The organism is Saccharopolyspora antimicrobica (genome assembly GCF_003635025.1).
GTDB lineage: Bacteria > Actinomycetota > Actinomycetes > Mycobacteriales > Pseudonocardiaceae > Saccharopolyspora > Saccharopolyspora antimicrobica.
This window is the reverse complement of sequence record NZ_RBXX01000002.1, coordinates 5,444,134-5,458,846: the sequence shown is the minus strand read 5'-3', so window position 1 is coordinate 5,458,846 and position 14,713 is coordinate 5,444,134. Positions and strand designations below refer to the sequence as shown.

Below are 14,713 nucleotides of genomic sequence, written 5' to 3'. Positions count from 1 at the left end.
GCTGCCGGAAGTCCCGGCAGCGCCCGCCGCAGCTCAGCGGATGGTCGTGCGGGACAACGACAGCGACTTCGTCTCGGCGACCAGGAAGATCACCGCGAGCAGGCTGACGACCGCGACTCCCATCAGGTAGAACGCCGGAGCGCTCGAGTTGCCGGAGGTTCCCACCAGCCAGGTCGCGACGAGCGGCGCGGTGCCGCCGAACAGGACGTAGGCGGCGGTGTAGCCCATCGCCGAGCCGCTGGCCCGCAGGTGCGCCGGGAACATCTCGACCATCGCCGGGACGTTGCTGGTGCCGATCGTCGCCACCAGCACGGCCAGCACCGAACTGCCCACCACCGCACCGGCCAGGCTGATCTCCATGAGCAGGAACGAGGGCATGGTGAGCACCGCGAACCCGGCGCAGGCGGCCAGCAGCATCGGGCGCCTGCCGAATCGATCGCTGGCCATCGCCATCAGCGGGCACGCCGCGGTGTAGGCCAGCATCGAGATCAGGTTGGTGAGCAGTGCCTCGGTCTTGCTGTAGCCGAGCGACGCCGACATGTAGGAGATCATGTAGCTGCTCATGAAGTAGTAGCCCACCGCGTTGGTGATGCTGTAGGCGAACAGCGCGAAGATCTGCTTGCGCGACACCTTGAGCGCGTCCCGCAGCGGTGTCCGGGTCTTGTTCTCCGCGTTCTCGAGCGAGCGGAACACCGGGGTGTCCGCGAGCCGGGACCGCAGGTAGAGACCGATCGCGCCCAGCGGCCCGGCGATCAGGAACGGAATCCGCCAGCCCCAGGACTGCAGCGCGTCCTCGGACAGCAAGCCGGTGAGCACCACGCCCACCGCGGATCCGGCCACCGCCGCCACGCCGACGGTCATCGGCACGACGCTGGCGTAGCGCGCCCGCCTGCCGTCCGGCGCGTACTCCATGATGAACGAGGAGGCACCGGTGTACTCACCGCCGGTGGAGAACCCCTGCACCATGCGCATCACCAGCAACAGCAGCGGCGCCGCCAGCCCGATGGCGGAGTACGTCGGCAGCAGCCCGATGAGCAGCGTCGAAGCGCTCATGCACAGCACGCTCAGCGCCAGCGCGCGGTTGCGCCCGATCCGGTCGCCGTAGCGGCCGAAGAACAGGGCCCCGAGCGGCCGGGCGACGAAACCGGCGCCGAAGATCGCCCAGGTGGCGAGCAGCGCGGCGGCCGGGTCGAAGCGCGGGAAGAACAGCATCGCGATGGTGGCCGACATGACGGCGTAGGCGCCGGAGTCGAACCACTCGACGAAGTTGCCGATGGCCGTGGCGATGGTGACCCGCCGCCGCGTCCTGGAGGCGTCCTGGTCCGTCGGCGCGGCGGTGGCGAGCTGGTCCGGTGGCATATCCGAACTCCTGTCCATTGTGTCCGGTACTGCGCCCGGCATCTGTCGTAGCAGGGAAACCGATGGGGTTCTGGGGCCGCCACCCGGGGTGGGGCCACTGCGGTGGGGCACCGCGAACCGGGTGCCCCACCACCGCTCGCTCAGCTCAGATCGCGCCGCCGGAGCTCGGCACGCTGGATCTTCCCGGTGGCCGATCGCGGTAGCCGCGCGGCGAACTCGACCAGCCGCGGGCAGGCGAACCGGGAGTGGTTGGCCTTCGCGAACGACATGATCTGCTCGCCCAGCTCCGGACTCGGCGAGTAGCCGTCGGCCAGCTCGATCCAGGCCTTGACCAGCTGGCCCCGGACCGGATCCGGCACGCCCACGACACCGGCGTCGGCGACCGCCGGGTGCTCGCGCAGCACCGCCTCGACCTCGTACGGGCCCACCCGGTAGCCGGAGGTCTTGATGACGTCGTCGGTGCGCCCGAGGAACCAGTAGTAGCCGTCGGAGTCCACGACCGCCTGGTCCTTGGTGTGGTACCAGTCGCCGCCGAAGTCCTTCGCCGACGCTTCGGGACGCCGCCAGTAGCCCAGCGGGAACTGCGGGTTGCTGCCCGCGCGCAGGCAGATCTCGCCCGGCTGCCCCGGTTCGACCGGCCGTTCCCGCTCATCCAGCAGCGCCACGTCCCAGCCGGGCAGCGGGCGTCCCATCGAGCCCGGTTTGACCGGAACACCCGGGAAGTTGCCGACCAGCGGGTAGGACTCGGTGGAGCCGTAGTAGTCCAGCAGGGTCACGCCGAACTGCTCGTCGAACCACTCGATCAGATCGGGCGTGAGCGGCTCGTTGGCGCAGCACACCACGCGCAGCGACTGCGGGTAGCGGGTTCCCGCATCGGGGACGTCGGCGCGCATCTTGCGCACGAAGGTCGGGTTCACCAGCGCCGTGGTGACCCGGTTGCGCGCCATGGCGGCCAGCAGGCCTTCCGGGTCGAACCCGGCCGCGGGCCGGTAGACCAGGTGCGTCGCGCCCGCCCGCAGCGGTCCCATGAGCTTGGCCATCGACCACGCCCAGTCGCCCGCGCCGTGGAAGACGTCCCCGGGCCGCAGGTCGTGGCAGTACTGGAACTCGTTGTGCCCCAGCAGGGTCCGGTGCGCGTGCACGATGCCCTTCGCCTCACCGGTCGTGCCCGAGGTGTAGAAGATCAGCGCCGGGTCGTCGGCCGCGGTGTCGGCGGTGGCGAACTCCGCGGGGTGCTGCGCGATCTCCGGGTCGTCCACGCTCACCAGGCGGGCCCCGGCCTCCTCGGCGAGCGGCCGGGCCCGGTCGAGCTCCGCGTGCTCGGTGACCAGGACGGTGCTGTCGGAGTCGGCGAGCCGGTAGGCGATCGGCTCGTCGGCCCACAGCAGCGACATGGTCACCAGGACGGCCCCGGTGCGCAGCACGCCCAGGTAGGTCGCCGGGGTGTCCGGCCGCTGCGGCAGCAGCACCGCCACCCGGTCGCCCTTGCGGACTCCCAGCGCGTGCAGGTGCGCGGCCACCCGCAGGGACCGCTCGCGGACCTCCGCCCAGCTCACCTCCTGGTGCCTGCCGGTGTGGTCCTCGAAGATCAGCGCGGTCCGGTCGCCCGGGTGGTGGTCGGCGACGTCGGCGGCCATGTTGTAGCGCTCGGGCACGTGCCAGCGCTGACCGGCGATCATCTCCCGGTAAACGCGCTCGCCCGCGGCGAGGTCACCGGGCGGCACGACCGGGCGTTCGGATTCGATGGTGCTCATGCGGATCGGTGCACTCCTGTTTCGTGGCGGTCAGCGGCGCTTGCTCAGGAAGCGGTCCATCTCGCGCTGCGGTTCACCGCTGGCGTAGGCGGCGGCGTGCACCTTCTTCGCCGCTTCGACGGCATCGGTGAGCGCCGCGTCGTCGATCTCGCGCAGCCGCGCCTTGGTCAGCTGCACCGCGCCGGGCGGGAGTTCGGCGAGCTTCGCGGCGAGCGCGATCGCCCCGTCGAGCACGGCGTCCTCGTCGACGAGCTGGGTCAGCAGCCCGAGCCGCTGGGCCTCCACCCCGTCCACCAGTTCCGCGGTGAGCGTGAACTCGATCGTCTTGGCCTTGCCGAGGATGTCCCACATCGCCCAGATCCCGGTGATGCTCGGAATCCCGGAACGCACTTCGGGCTGGCCCATGCGCACCCCGGCGTGCCCCACCCGGAGGTCGGTCAGCAGCGCGAACTGGAAACCGGAACCGGCGGCCACCCCGTTGATCGCGGCGATGGTGGGCTTGTCGATGTCGCGCACCGCCCGGTACAGCACGTCGAAACCGTCGATCCAGGCCTCCGCCGCGGCGTGGTCGGACTGATCGATGGCGGCCGTCTCGGAGAGGTCCTGACCTGCGCAGAAGGCCCGGCCGGCACCGGTGATCACCACCGCCCGGCAGTCCTCGTCGGCACCGAGCTCGGCGAAGACCTCCACCAGCCGGGTGCGCATGTCGTGCGTCCAGGCGTTCAGCTTGGCCGGCCGGTTGAGGGTGACCACGCCGACGGTGCCGCCCGGAATCGCCTCCCGCCGCAGCAGGACGGTCTCCGTGCTCGAAGCGGTGGCAGCTGAAGCGTTCATGCGAATACCTCCGAGAGATCGCGAAAGCGACCCAGATTCGGTGAATGAGCGTGATGATCCGGCGAAACCGGCCGGGCGTTCCGGAACCGGTGCATGGAATGCAAGCAAGCGGAGCGGGACCGCGTCCAACACCATTCCGCTCCCGCGGTGATATCAAAGCGGTATGGAACTCCGCCACCTGCGCTACTTCACCGTGCTGGCCGAGGAGCTGCACTTCGGCCGCGCGGCCGCCCGGCTGCACATGGCGCAGCCACCGCTGTCGCAGCGCATCCGCGACCTGGAGCGGGAGCTCGGGGTGCAGCTCTTCGACCGCAACCGCCGCCAGGTCACGCTCACCGAAGCCGGCGCGCTGCTGCTGGAGCACTCGCGCCGGGTGCTGGAGAGCGCCGAGTCGGCGCAGGAGGCGATGCGCAGGCTGCGTCCCGGCGAGAACGGCGTCGTGCACGTCGGCATCCCGCCGGACACGATGCCCGTCACCCTGCGCACGCTGCTGCACGAATTCGCCGAACGGGCCCCCGACGTGCTGGTCGACCTGCACGAGCTCACCACCGACGAGCAGCTGGCGGCGCTGCGGGAAGGCGTCCTGGACGCCGCGGTGGTCCGGCATCCCTGCGACATCTCGGGCCTGGATTCCGGCCCGGTCGCGCGCCGCGCGCTCGGCGTGCTGCTCCCGGTCGAGCATCCGCTGGCCGGTTCGGAGCAGGTGCGGCTGCGCGACCTCAACGGGCAACCGCTGGTGATCTTCCCGCGGGCGATGGCGCCGATGCTCTACGACCACGTCCTGTCGATCTGCCGCGCGGAGGGTTTCCGCCCGGGAGCGATCCGGCACGCGCGCAACCCGCACTTCGTGCACGGCCTCGTCCTGGCCGGACGCGGAGTGCACTTCAACGAACCGCCACCGGGCGAGCCGCGCAAGGGCCTGGTCTGGCGGCCGCTGGAGGATTCCCCGCTGTCCTGGCGGACTTCCGTGGTGTGGGTACCGCGCCGCAGGCACGCCGCCATCGACGCCTTCGCCGCGGTCGCCACCATCGGTCTGGCCGCAGCCGGGCACCACACCGAGGAAGACCACGAGGCGGCCGCACCGTGAGCATCGGAACAGGTGCGGTTGCCCGACCTCGACGGGCAACCACTGGTGATCTTCCCAGCGAGCGCTGGACGCTCCAGCAGCGCTACCTGGATCCGCTCGCCGCAGCGTTGATCAGCTTCCGGAAGGTGGCGCCTTCACGTGCCCCACCCAAGGATCTTGGTAATACGGATCTTGCCGTCCACCACCTCGATCAGACCATTGTTGCGGAGCTTCGCGAGATACGCGGAGTACGTGCCGCTAGTGGCCTTGAGGCCAGCTTCTCGAGCAAGCTCATCGCGAGTCAGCCCCACTGAACCGACATCGATCAAGGCTTCGAGAATGCGCCTTGCGCCACCACGAAGAACAGCGAGCCACTCACGACGAACCTCCCCTTCCGGCATGGGCTTGACCGAACGAACACCTGCACTGCGACAGCCTCTCCCGGTGAGAGATACGTAGCCACCATCAATACTGATCAATTCCCGACTGCGCAACCTGGACAGATAGCTGGAGAAGGTTCCGCTGGTTGCCTTGAGGAGACTCAGGGTGGCCAGCTGGGTCCGAGTCAGCTTGGGATGGCGTGAAAGAACTCTGATCATGCGCTTCTCACCATCACGGAGGTCACGAGTGTCATCACTCGCTACCGCATCCTCTTCTGCAAGACTCTCTTCTGCAGGACTCTCCTCTGCAGAGCTCTCCTCCACGGAGCTCTCATCTGCGGACGTACCCTCTCCGACATCCTCGGGTTTGATCGCTCGTGGACCCACGAGACGACCAGCCAAAGACTGGATCTCCTGAATCACCTCTGCCAGCAGCTCTCGACTGCGCCTTTCCACCTCCTTCAATTCCTCCATCAAATGGAACAACCGATCAAACTCACCTTCAACACTAGACCCGCTGATCACGGCGAACCTCCTCCTGTTGGAGGATGACAGCAACTCCAAGCTCAGAGCCACCTACGCGACGCCCGTTTCCAGAGTAGTACACCACATCCCACCGAAATAGCTTCAAAATTGAAGTGCGGATCAGTGAAACCCCACTCCACTCCCGGGAGCATCTCCAGGAGCACCCGCCCCAAAAACTAAGTCCACCCGGTGCAAGATTTGATCAACAACTGTCGAGCAAATTATCAAACCTGCTGGTACGGCCGCACTGTGAATCTGCTACCTCCACAGTCGATCAAGGCTGAGCCGTTTCCGGCACTTCAGCAGTGGCTCCAATCGCATCACCGGCTAACCGATCGCCCCATGCAGCTCAGCCCAGCCTGATCGAAGGCTCGTAGCGAGAGTTCCGCTGCTATCTCACGACCTGAGCGTGATCACCGTGGGGAAGCCCTGCCGCTCGCGGCGGTTGACCGAAAAGACGATCACACCCCGAAGAGAACCGGGGTGTGATCGTCACATGTGCACCGTCAGGCCAGGCCGATCACCTTGGGGACGAACAGGATCGCCACGTAGTAGGCCATGAACTGGACTCCCGCGTTCATCCCGAACAGGCGATTCGTCACGCCCGCGAACGCCGCGATCAGCAGCGTTGCCGCCACGCCGAACGCGCCGCCCTCGTACCAGGAGATCACCACGATCAGGCCCGCGAAGGCGCCGATCAGCGCTTCGTGGCTGACCTTGCGCATCACCCACAGGCTCGCCGAGCGGGCGAAGTTCATGCTCAGCGGGTAGGCGACGATCGCGGCCAGCGCCACGCCGACCAGCCCGAACACCAGGAACTGCCAGGTCGACATCATGGTGTGCAGGTTGTTCACCTGCCCCGTCGCCTCGTCCACGCCGTACACCGGCGGGGCGTTGAACAGCGGTGCCGCCGGGCCGGCCGCGACCGGGCTCAGCGGCAGCCCGAACGCCACCAGCGGGATCAGCGTCTCGGCGAGGTAGGTCGACTCCGTGGTGCCGTTCTTGACCGCCATCACCGAGGTCAGCCGCTCGTAGACGTGCTTGATCCGGGAGCCGACGAGCTCACCGGCCAGCACCGTCGTGGCGACCGGGCTGAACACGAAGGTCGTCGAGCTCACCCCGGCGGCTGCCGAGGTCAGCGCGATCTGCCGCGGGCTGAGCACCTTCGCCGGGTTGGGCAGGTAGCCGCTCCAGTCCTTGACCTCCGGCGCCAGCCAGAACACCTTGCGCCCGCTGCGCGGCATAGCGGCGCGACCGGTGCGGGAGCCGAGCTGGAGCAGGTCGGCGATCAGCGGCCCGACGGCGATGCCGAGGAAGAAGCTGATGCTCAGCGTCTCCCCGATCGCGTTCTTCGACAGCGCGTTGACCGCCGTCACCAGCAGCACGAACGGCACGATGCAGGCGATGCTGGTCCAGCGGCCCGGGGAGAAGTACCCGATCAGCACCGCGGCGATGACGAAGACGTACGGCGCGGCGGCGGTGATGTGGGTGCCCAGCGGGGCGAGCACCGCGGCCAGGCCGACGGCGACCGGCACCGCGATGAACGCGGAGAGGATCGCCCCGGAGATCGCCTTGCGCAGCGCGATGTGCGGGATTCCCAGCCGCCGGAGCATGTTCGCCTCCGGCAGCAGCGGCACCGCGGTGGTGTCGCCGGGTATGCCCAGCAGCGTGGTCGGGATGGCATGGGTCATGTGCTTGGACACCGCGGCGGCGATGAAGAACGTGAACACCCCGACCGGTGGGACGCCGAGCATCACCACCAGCAGCGTCAGCGGTGCCAGCGTCGCAGTCTCGTCGGTGCCGGAGACCATCCCGATCGCGGAGAACACCACCGCGCCGATCAGGCCCATGCTCAGCGCGATCAGGATGTCGTTGAGGATCACGGCTTGACCTCCGGATCCCGCTGCTGCGCCTGGGCGAACGCGTCGTGGAGGCCGACCGAGCGCAGTTCCCGCGCCGCGTGCGGCGACAGCTCACCGGTCGACGCCCGGCCGTTGTCGGCCAGGATCTCTCGGATCGCGGCCTGGTGCTCGTCCGGCGAGAGCGCGTGCTCGTGCACGATCCGCTTGGGCGGGAACAACTTCGCGCACACCACCGCCGCGATCAGGCAGCCGAGCAGGCCCGCCAGCAGTGCGTACCCGTCCTGCAGTTCGGCGCTGACCGCGGTGTTCCGCAGCGCCGCCCCGGCCAGCAGGAGCGCGCCCAAACCCGTTGCGGCACCGAGCAGAACCGACAGCCACAGGTGCTTCGGGTTGACCGCGTCGCCCCACACCTGGACGTACTGCTGCGAATCCGGTTCGGCGCCGCTCATCGCCCTGCCTCCGCGCGCAGCTCGGCCAGGACCTTCTCCGCGTGGTCGCCGCGGACCGCCTTGTCGGCGACCAGCCGTGCGACGACCGCGGCCAGCTCCGCCTCCGTCGCACCGGCGGCGACCGCGACGTTGCGCGCGTGCAGCGACATGTGGCCGCGCTGGATGCCCTCGGTCGCCAGCGCCCGCACCGCGGCGAAGTTCTGCGCCAGCCCGACCGCGGTGATGATCTCGCCCAGCGCGGCGGCGGTCGACACGCCGAGGACCTGCACCGCCCGCTGCGCCACCGGGTGCACCTTGGTGGCGCCGCCGACCAGGCCCACGGCCATCGGGAGTTCGAGGGTGCCGACCAGGTTGCCGTCGGCGTCCTGCTCGAACCGGGACAACGAGGTGTAGCGACCCTGGTCGTTGACCGCGTGCGAGTGCGCCCCGGCTTCCACTGCGCGCGTGTCGTTGCCGGTCGCGAGCACCACCGCGGTGATGCCGTTCATGATGCCCTTGTTGTGCGTCGCCGCCCGGTACGGATCGGCGTCGGCCAGCGCGGCGGCGTGCACGATGTCGGTGACCACCTCGGCGCCGCCGACCGATTCGGCGTCGAAGACCGCGCGCGCCCGGGACAGCCGCAGATCGGCCTTGTTGGTCAGGATCCGCAGCAGCGTCCTGCCGCCCGCGATCTGACCGGCGCGGTCGGCGATCGCCTCGGCCATCGTGTTGACCGCGTTCGCGCCCATCGCATCGCGCACGTCCACCACCAGGTGCGCGACGACGTAGCGCTGCTCGCGCGCCTCCACCAGCCGCACCACCAGGTCGCGCACGCCACCGCCGAACTCGACCAGCCGCGGGTCCTGCTCGTTGGCCAGCGCGATCAGCTCGTGCCGCGCCTCCAGCAGCCGCAGCCGGGCCGCCTCCGGGTCGGCGGTGTCGACGATCTGCACCTGCGCCTGCATGATCGGATCGGTCGACGAGGTGGTGAAGCCGCCGTGCACCCGGGCGATCCGGGCGGCGTTGCTGGCCGCCGCGACGACCGACGGCTCCTCGGTGGCCATCGGTACCAGCACGTCGCGCCCGTTGACGGTGAAGTTGGTGGCCACGCCCAGCGGGATGCCCAGCACGCCCACCACGTTCTCGATCATGTGGTCGGCCTGCTCCAGCCCCAGCCCGGCGCGGGGGTCGAACACGGCCAGCGCGTCCTTGTCCACACCCGCGTGGGCGGCGACCAAGGCCCGCCGCTGAGCGATGGAGCGGTCCTTGAAGCCTGCAAGTCGACTGGTCGACACCGTTCCTCCTGTGCGTTGCGAGCGGCGGCCGACCTCACGGCCGCGTCGCCGTTACCCGTATGCCGAGGAACTGTAGGCAGCGCTCCGCCGCCAGAACATGGAGCAACGCTCCAGCCGGGCCGCCGGGGAATGGGACGATCGCACATCCCGGTCGCCGTCGGCGAGGGTGCGCGCACGCAGCGCTACGGATCGGGCTGGAACCGGCGCCGCAGCCCTTCCAGCCGCACCGCAACCGAGAGCCGGAAGAACGGCTCCGGATCGCGCCACGAGTCGCCGAGCAGGCTCGTGACCCGGTCGATCCGCTGCAGCACGGTGTTGGTGTGCACGTCCATGCTCCTGGCCGTGCGCACCGGGCTCGCGTTGCAGTCGACGAACTGGCGCAGGGTGCTCAGCAGCTCGGTGCCGCGGTCAGCGTCCCAGCGCAGGACCGGGCCGATCAGGCGGTCGATGAACTGCTGCGCGCCGGCCGGTTCGCCGGCGAACATCGAGGTGTAGGGCGCGTACTCGTCGGCGTCGACGGCAGCGGATTCGACGCCCAGCGCGGCGAGGACCCGGCTGCAGTCGCGCACCGCGGCGAAGCGGGCGGAGAGCTCGCCGAGGACATCGGCGGGGCGCGCGGCCACCGCCAGGACTTCGTCCACGCCCGTTCCCGCGCGCACCCGGTCCCGCACGAGCGCCGCGGCCTCACGCGGATCGGCCTCCGGCAGGACCAGCGTGACGACGCCCTCGACCTCGCCGAACAGACCCGATGCCGAGGCGAGCACGTGCGCAGCGCGCAGCGCCGCCCGGCGGTGTTCCGGACCGACCACGGCGACGACGACGGTGCGCAGGTCCTGCGGGCGCACCCGGCGCGCGCGGAGCCTGGCCGCGAGGTCGGAATGCCTGCGCACATCGGGGCTGAGCACGTCGTTGAGCAGCTCGCCGCGAACCCGGTCCTCCGCGTAGCGGACGGCGTCCTGCTTCAAGGTGAGCAGCGCGGTGATCTGCGCGGCGCGCTCGATGGTGCGCTGCTCGACGGCGCCGAGTTCCACCGCACCGTCACCGATGAGCAGCCCGCCGAGCACCATGTCCCCGGCCAGCACGGCGACCGCCGCGCGGAAGTCGTCCTGCCGCGGTTCGAGCAGCGTGCAGCGCCCCGATCGCCGGCTGTCGGCGAGAGCGGCCCGCACCGGAGCGGAATCGATCACCGCCGCCGCTGCGCCGTCCGACGAAGCCAGCACCGCGTTGTTCTCGTCGACGATGACCACGGGACGCTCCAGCGCATCGCTCAGCGTCCGGGCGACGTCGGCTGCGCCGCCACCGCGCAGCACGGCCGCGGTCAGCTCCTCGTGCACCTGCCCGGCCCGTTCCATGGCCTCGACGTGCTGGGCCAGCTCGGCGTAAGCGCGTTGCGTCTCCTCCGCGGCATCCCGCGCCTGCGAGAGGAGCCTGGTCGTCTGCAGCACGACCGCGACGTTGTCCGCGAAGGCCGACAGCAGCGCGACTTCCTCCGGGGAGAAGGCGTGCTCGTTGCGGTTGGCGGCGAACAGCACGCCCAGCACGTGTTCCCCGGCGATCAGCGGCACGCCGAGGATGGAGACCAGCCCTTCGGCGCGCACCGCGACGTCGATGCTGTCGGCGTGCGGCACGTCCCGCAGGTGCGCGTAATGCGAAGTCCACTGTGGAGCGCGAGATTCGACGACCTTGCCCGCGAGCCCGGTGTGCGGCGGCACCCGCAGCCGCTGGAAGGCCGACGCGACGGTGCCGGCGGTGGACCGCACCCGCAGTTCGCTGGTCGCCTCGTCGAACTCGGACAGGTAGGTGACATCGGTGCCCGCGAGGTCGTGGGCGCGCCGGACCAGCCCGGCGACCAGCTCGTCCACGTCGTGCAGCGCGGCGAGCTCCCGCGCGCAGGAGAACAGCGCGGACAGCTCCCGCCCGCGCCGGTGCAACCGCGCGACAGCGCCCTGCAGCTCGCGCACCCGCTGCCCGACCTGCGTCACCGCCGCCGGGTCGAGCCGCTCGGCGGCCAGCAGCTCCGCCACGGCGTCGTGCTCGTCGGGCACGCCCTTCGCCGCCAGGTCGAGCAGCGCCAGCACGGCACCGACCGAAATACCCCGCTGCCCGGCACCGCTCATCCCCACCACCTGCGCGAATCGTCCGTTCCGGCGAGCCTCTTCATCTTGTTCGGCATCCGCAGCCGCGACGCCCGACCGGTCGCGTCTCGGGAGATGTCGCATGCGCCGCAGGCGCACAACCCACCCTCGCAGCTCGCACCGCCGCGGGTTCTCAGGCGTCGTCTGGCGAGGACAGCCCGTTCGCCGTGTATTGGACCTACATCAGAACGGGCTCCCGCAGTCCAGGCGGCGTCTGAGGTTCCGCCACCCGCACCGCTGAGCAGAACAAGTCTGGAAAGCATCGTACGAGCCGGTGGGGACCGGCGGCGGTGCGCTCGGGGGATGGACGCACCGCCGCCGGAGTCAATCACGCGCCGATGGTGGCGGTGTCGATCACGAAGCGGTAGCGGACGTCGCTGTTCTCCACCCGCTCGTAGGCCTCGTTGACCTTGTCGGCGGAGATGAGCTCGATCTCCGCGCCGATGCCGTGCTCAGCGCAGAAGTCCAGCATCTCCTGCGTCTCGGCGATGCCGCCGATCATCGAACCGGCCAGCACCTTGTTGCCGCCCAGCAGCGAGAACGCGCTGTAGGACAGCGGCTCACCGGGCGCGCCGACGTTGACCATCGCACCGCCCACCCGCAGCAGGCCGAGGTAGGCGTCGATCGGCAACTTCGCCGAGACCGTGTTGAGGATCAGGTCGAAGCGGCCCTTCAGCAACTCGAAGGTCGACTCGTCGCCGGTCGCGTAGTAGTCCTTCGCGCCGAGCTTGAGGCCGTCCTCCTGCTTCTTCAGGCTCTGGCTGAGCACCGTCACCTCGGCGCCCATCGCGGCGGCGATCTTGACCGCCATGTGCCCCAGCCCGCCGAGCCCGACCACGGCGACCTTCTTGCCCGGGCCCGCGCCCCACTGCCGCAGCGGCGAGTAGGTGGTGATGCCCGCGCACAGCAGCGGTGCGGCGACGTCGAGCTCGATGCCCTCCGGGATGCCGCACACGAAGGCGTCCTTCAGCACCACCTGGCGGCTGTAACCGCCGTAGGTGTTCTCGCCGTCGAAGCCGACGGCGTTGTAGGTCTGGACGTTGCCCTTGACGCAGAACTGCTCGGAACCGGCCAGGCAGTACTCGCACTCCCCGCACGAGTCGACCATGCAGCCGACGCCGACGCGGTCGCCGACCTGGTACTTCGTCACGGCCGAACCCACGGCGGCGACGACACCGGCGATCTCGTGCCCGGGGACCATCGGGAAGATCGCGGTGCCCCAGTCCTCCTTGGCCTGGTGGATGTCGCTGTGGCAGATGCCGGCGTAGGCGATGTCGATCAGCACGTCATCGGGCCGAAGGTCACGTCGCTCGATCGTCGTCGGCGCCAGGGGTGCCCCCGGAGCCGGTGCGGCGATAGCGTGCGTGATCGTGCTCATGAATCCTCCAAGGAACAACTGCGTGAGAGTGCTCTTACATTGGAGACGTAAGAGGCCTCTTACATATTCCGGCCGGAAGGTGTGATCCACGTCATGGGCGGCAAGTACCACCACGGCGACCTCCGCGCTGAGCTCGTGCGGGTCACCCTCGACCTGATCGCCGAACGCGGCCCGGCCGGCTTCTCGGTGGCGGAGGTGGCGCGGCGGGCCAAGGTCAGCCCGGGAGCGCCCTACCGCCACTTCCCGGAGCGCGAGAGCCTCCTGGCCGCCGCGGCGGCGACCGTCGCGTACCAGCTCACAGAGCGCGTGCGCAGCGCAGTCGAGGAGCACGACGACCCGGCGGACGCGCTCGCCGCGGCAGCGGGCGCGTACACCGGCTACCTCCTCGAACGCCGAGCGGGCATGGACGTCATCTACGCGGAGGGGCTGCAAGGCCCCAAGCACGCCGACCTGCACGAGCAGACCCGGCTGATGTCGGACCAGTTCCTGACGCTGTGCCTAGCGGTCTCGGCAACCCCGCAGGGAGCCCTGGAACTGATGGAGCAGCTGTTCACCCAAGCCCACGGCTACGGCATGTTCTGGCTCGACGGAGTCTTCACCCGCCACGGCTACACCCCGGACCAAGTCATCCAGAAGTCCACGGAGGCAGCCCGAATAGTCATCGACGGCCACCGGAACGCCTGACCCGCGGTCAGCGGCCTTCGGCGCGGGCGAGTTCTGCCTTCCACTCGCGGAAGCCCTCTTCGGTGCGGCCGCGGCGCCAGTAGCCCGAGATCGACACCTGGTCTCGGGCCAGGCCGCGCTCGCGGAACAGGTACGGGCGGATGCGGCGCATCACCTCGTGCGCTTCGCCGTGCACGAAGGCGTGCACCCGGCCCGGCAGCCAGTCCAGCTCGCGCACCGCCGCTTCGAGGACGCCCTCCGCGCCGACCTCGTCGCGGTGCAGGAAGGTCACCTCGCCGCTTGCCGGGATGTCCAGCTTCGGCTCGTGCGCCGCGGAATCGACCAGCACGATGGTCCGGACCACGGCGTCCGGGTCCAGGTCGGCCAGCGCCGCCGTGATCGCCGGGAGCGCGGTCTCGTCGCCCACCAGCAGGTGCCAGTCGGCCGCCCGGTCGGGCCGGTAGGCGCCGCCGGGGCCGTTGACCATCAGCCGGTCGCCCGGTGCGGCCTTCGCCGCCCAGCGGCCCGCGACGCCTTCGTCGCCGTGCAGCACGAAGTCGATCGCCATCGTGCCGTCGGCCACGTCCGGGAACAGGGCGGTGAAGGTGCGCACGTCCGGCAGCTGCTCGTCGGGCAGCACGCCGCGGAGCGCTCGGACGTCGATCGGGTCCGGGTAGCTCACGCCCGGCTTCGGGAAGATCAGCTTGACGTACCTGTCGGTGTGGTCGCTGCCGGCGAACGCCGACAGGTCGTCGCTGCGGAACCACACCCGCCGCAGGCAGGGCGTCACCAGTTCCGCGCTGGTCACGGTCAGGTAAGTCGTCATCGGACTCCTCAACTCGCCGGGGATCCACCACTTCGTTAGGCAAGGCTAACTTGCCCGGCGTCCCGGTGGCCAGCACGGGGTGGACGCCCGCCCCGGATGCGCGTGCGGGATCACGGAATCCGGTAGCACAGCACCTCCACAGTGGATCGTCGGGCCGGAGATCGACGCCGGGCGGGCACCCCTATGATCATCAGAGTCGGGATCCATC

12 protein-coding genes are annotated in these 14,713 nt (G+C 69.9%); 2 read left to right on the top strand and 10 right to left on the bottom strand.

The genetic code is table 11. From position 1 onward, the window contains the following. Positions 1-33: 33 nt before the first annotated feature. From ATL45_RS26150 to ATL45_RS26140, 3 genes are all read right to left on the bottom strand, one after another. Entirely contained in the window at positions 34-1,359 is a 1,326-nt protein-coding gene (locus ATL45_RS26150) for an MFS transporter (protein WP_093159352.1), read from the bottom strand. 140 nt (positions 1,360-1,499) lie between these two features. Then, positions 1,500-3,113, bottom strand: coding sequence for an acetate--CoA ligase (locus ATL45_RS26145; RefSeq protein ID WP_093159350.1), 1,614 nt, complete (start codon positions 3,111-3,113; stop codon positions 1,500-1,502). Positions 3,114-3,143: 30 nt separating this feature from the next. Continuing rightward, entirely contained in the window at positions 3,144-3,947 is an 804-nt protein-coding gene (locus ATL45_RS26140; protein ID WP_093159347.1) for an enoyl-CoA hydratase/isomerase family protein, read from the bottom strand. A gap of 163 nt (positions 3,948-4,110) precedes the next feature. Between ATL45_RS26140 and ATL45_RS26135 the strand changes: the two genes are divergently transcribed. Then, the gene (locus ATL45_RS26135) at positions 4,111-5,034 is read left to right on the top strand and encodes a LysR substrate-binding domain-containing protein (protein ID WP_093159345.1); all 924 of its coding nucleotides are present in this window, start codon (positions 4,111-4,113) and stop codon (positions 5,032-5,034) included. A 134-nt stretch (positions 5,035-5,168) separates the two neighbouring features. On the opposite strand, the gene ATL45_RS38525 is transcribed toward ATL45_RS26135, so the two are convergent. The 6 genes from ATL45_RS38525 to ATL45_RS26110 all read right to left on the bottom strand — a co-directional run bounded on the left by ATL45_RS38525 (position 5,169) and on the right by ATL45_RS26110 (position 13,016). Next, the gene (locus ATL45_RS38525) at positions 5,169-5,918 is read right to left on the bottom strand and encodes a hypothetical protein (RefSeq protein ID WP_143121774.1); all 750 of its coding nucleotides are present in this window, start codon (positions 5,916-5,918) and stop codon (positions 5,169-5,171) included. A gap of 506 nt (positions 5,919-6,424) precedes the next feature. Beyond that, entirely contained in the window at positions 6,425-7,801 is a 1,377-nt protein-coding gene (locus ATL45_RS26130) for a tripartite tricarboxylate transporter permease (RefSeq protein ID WP_093159342.1), read from the bottom strand. Next, a complete protein-coding gene (locus ATL45_RS26125) occupies positions 7,798-8,229 on the bottom strand; it encodes a hypothetical protein (RefSeq protein WP_093159340.1) in 432 nt (143 codons plus the stop codon). Before ATL45_RS26125 ends, ATL45_RS26130 begins: the two co-directional genes overlap by 4 nt. Next, on the bottom strand, positions 8,226-9,503 hold the full coding sequence (locus ATL45_RS26120; RefSeq protein WP_093159337.1) for a hydroxymethylglutaryl-CoA reductase, degradative: 1,278 nt from the start codon (positions 9,501-9,503) through the stop codon (positions 8,226-8,228). Before ATL45_RS26120 ends, ATL45_RS26125 begins: the two co-directional genes overlap by 4 nt. Before the next feature lie 182 nt (positions 9,504-9,685). Then, complete coding sequence (locus ATL45_RS26115; protein ID WP_093159334.1) at positions 9,686-11,620, bottom strand: helix-turn-helix domain-containing protein; 1,935 nt, start codon at positions 11,618-11,620, stop codon at positions 9,686-9,688. A 346-nt stretch (positions 11,621-11,966) separates the two neighbouring features. Beyond that, complete coding sequence (locus ATL45_RS26110) at positions 11,967-13,016, bottom strand: NAD(P)-dependent alcohol dehydrogenase (RefSeq protein ID WP_093159332.1); 1,050 nt, start codon at positions 13,014-13,016, stop codon at positions 11,967-11,969. Positions 13,017-13,109: 93 nt separating this feature from the next. Here ATL45_RS26110 and ATL45_RS26105 point away from each other — a divergent pair, with 93 nt between their 5' ends. Then, positions 13,110-13,700, top strand: a complete 591-nt coding sequence (locus tag ATL45_RS26105; RefSeq protein ID WP_246025549.1) for a TetR/AcrR family transcriptional regulator — start codon at positions 13,110-13,112, stop codon at positions 13,698-13,700. 7 nt (positions 13,701-13,707) lie between these two features. Here the strand turns inward: ATL45_RS26105 and ATL45_RS26100 are convergent, their stop codons facing one another. Then, on the bottom strand, positions 13,708-14,505 hold the full coding sequence (locus ATL45_RS26100) for a siderophore-interacting protein (protein ID WP_093159327.1): 798 nt from the start codon (positions 14,503-14,505) through the stop codon (positions 13,708-13,710). Positions 14,506-14,713 lie beyond the last annotated feature (208 nt).

What these genes read in the sequence shown, in the direction of transcription:
- ATL45_RS26100 (WP_093159327.1), bottom strand. Translation starts at nt 14,505, where the DNA reads ATGACGACTTACCTGACCGTGACCAGCGCGGAACTGGTGACGCCCTGC.
- ATL45_RS26135 (WP_093159345.1), top strand. Translation starts at nt 4,111, where the DNA reads ATGGAACTCCGCCACCTGCGCTACTTCACCGTGCTGGCCGAGGAGCTG.
- ATL45_RS26105 (WP_246025549.1), top strand. Translation starts at nt 13,110, where the DNA reads ATGGGCGGCAAGTACCACCACGGCGACCTCCGCGCTGAGCTCGTGCGG.
- ATL45_RS26125 (WP_093159340.1), bottom strand. Translation starts at nt 8,229, where the DNA reads ATGAGCGGCGCCGAACCGGATTCGCAGCAGTACGTCCAGGTGTGGGGC.
- ATL45_RS26145 (WP_093159350.1), bottom strand. Translation starts at nt 3,113, where the DNA reads ATGAGCACCATCGAATCCGAACGCCCGGTCGTGCCGCCCGGTGACCTC.
- ATL45_RS26115 (WP_093159334.1), bottom strand. Translation starts at nt 11,620, where the DNA reads ATGAGCGGTGCCGGGCAGCGGGGTATTTCGGTCGGTGCCGTGCTGGCG.
- ATL45_RS26150 (WP_093159352.1), bottom strand. Translation starts at nt 1,359, where the DNA reads ATGCCACCGGACCAGCTCGCCACCGCCGCGCCGACGGACCAGGACGCC.
- ATL45_RS26140 (WP_093159347.1), bottom strand. Translation starts at nt 3,947, where the DNA reads ATGAACGCTTCAGCTGCCACCGCTTCGAGCACGGAGACCGTCCTGCTG.
- ATL45_RS26110 (WP_093159332.1), bottom strand. Translation starts at nt 13,016, where the DNA reads ATGAGCACGATCACGCACGCTATCGCCGCACCGGCTCCGGGGGCACCC.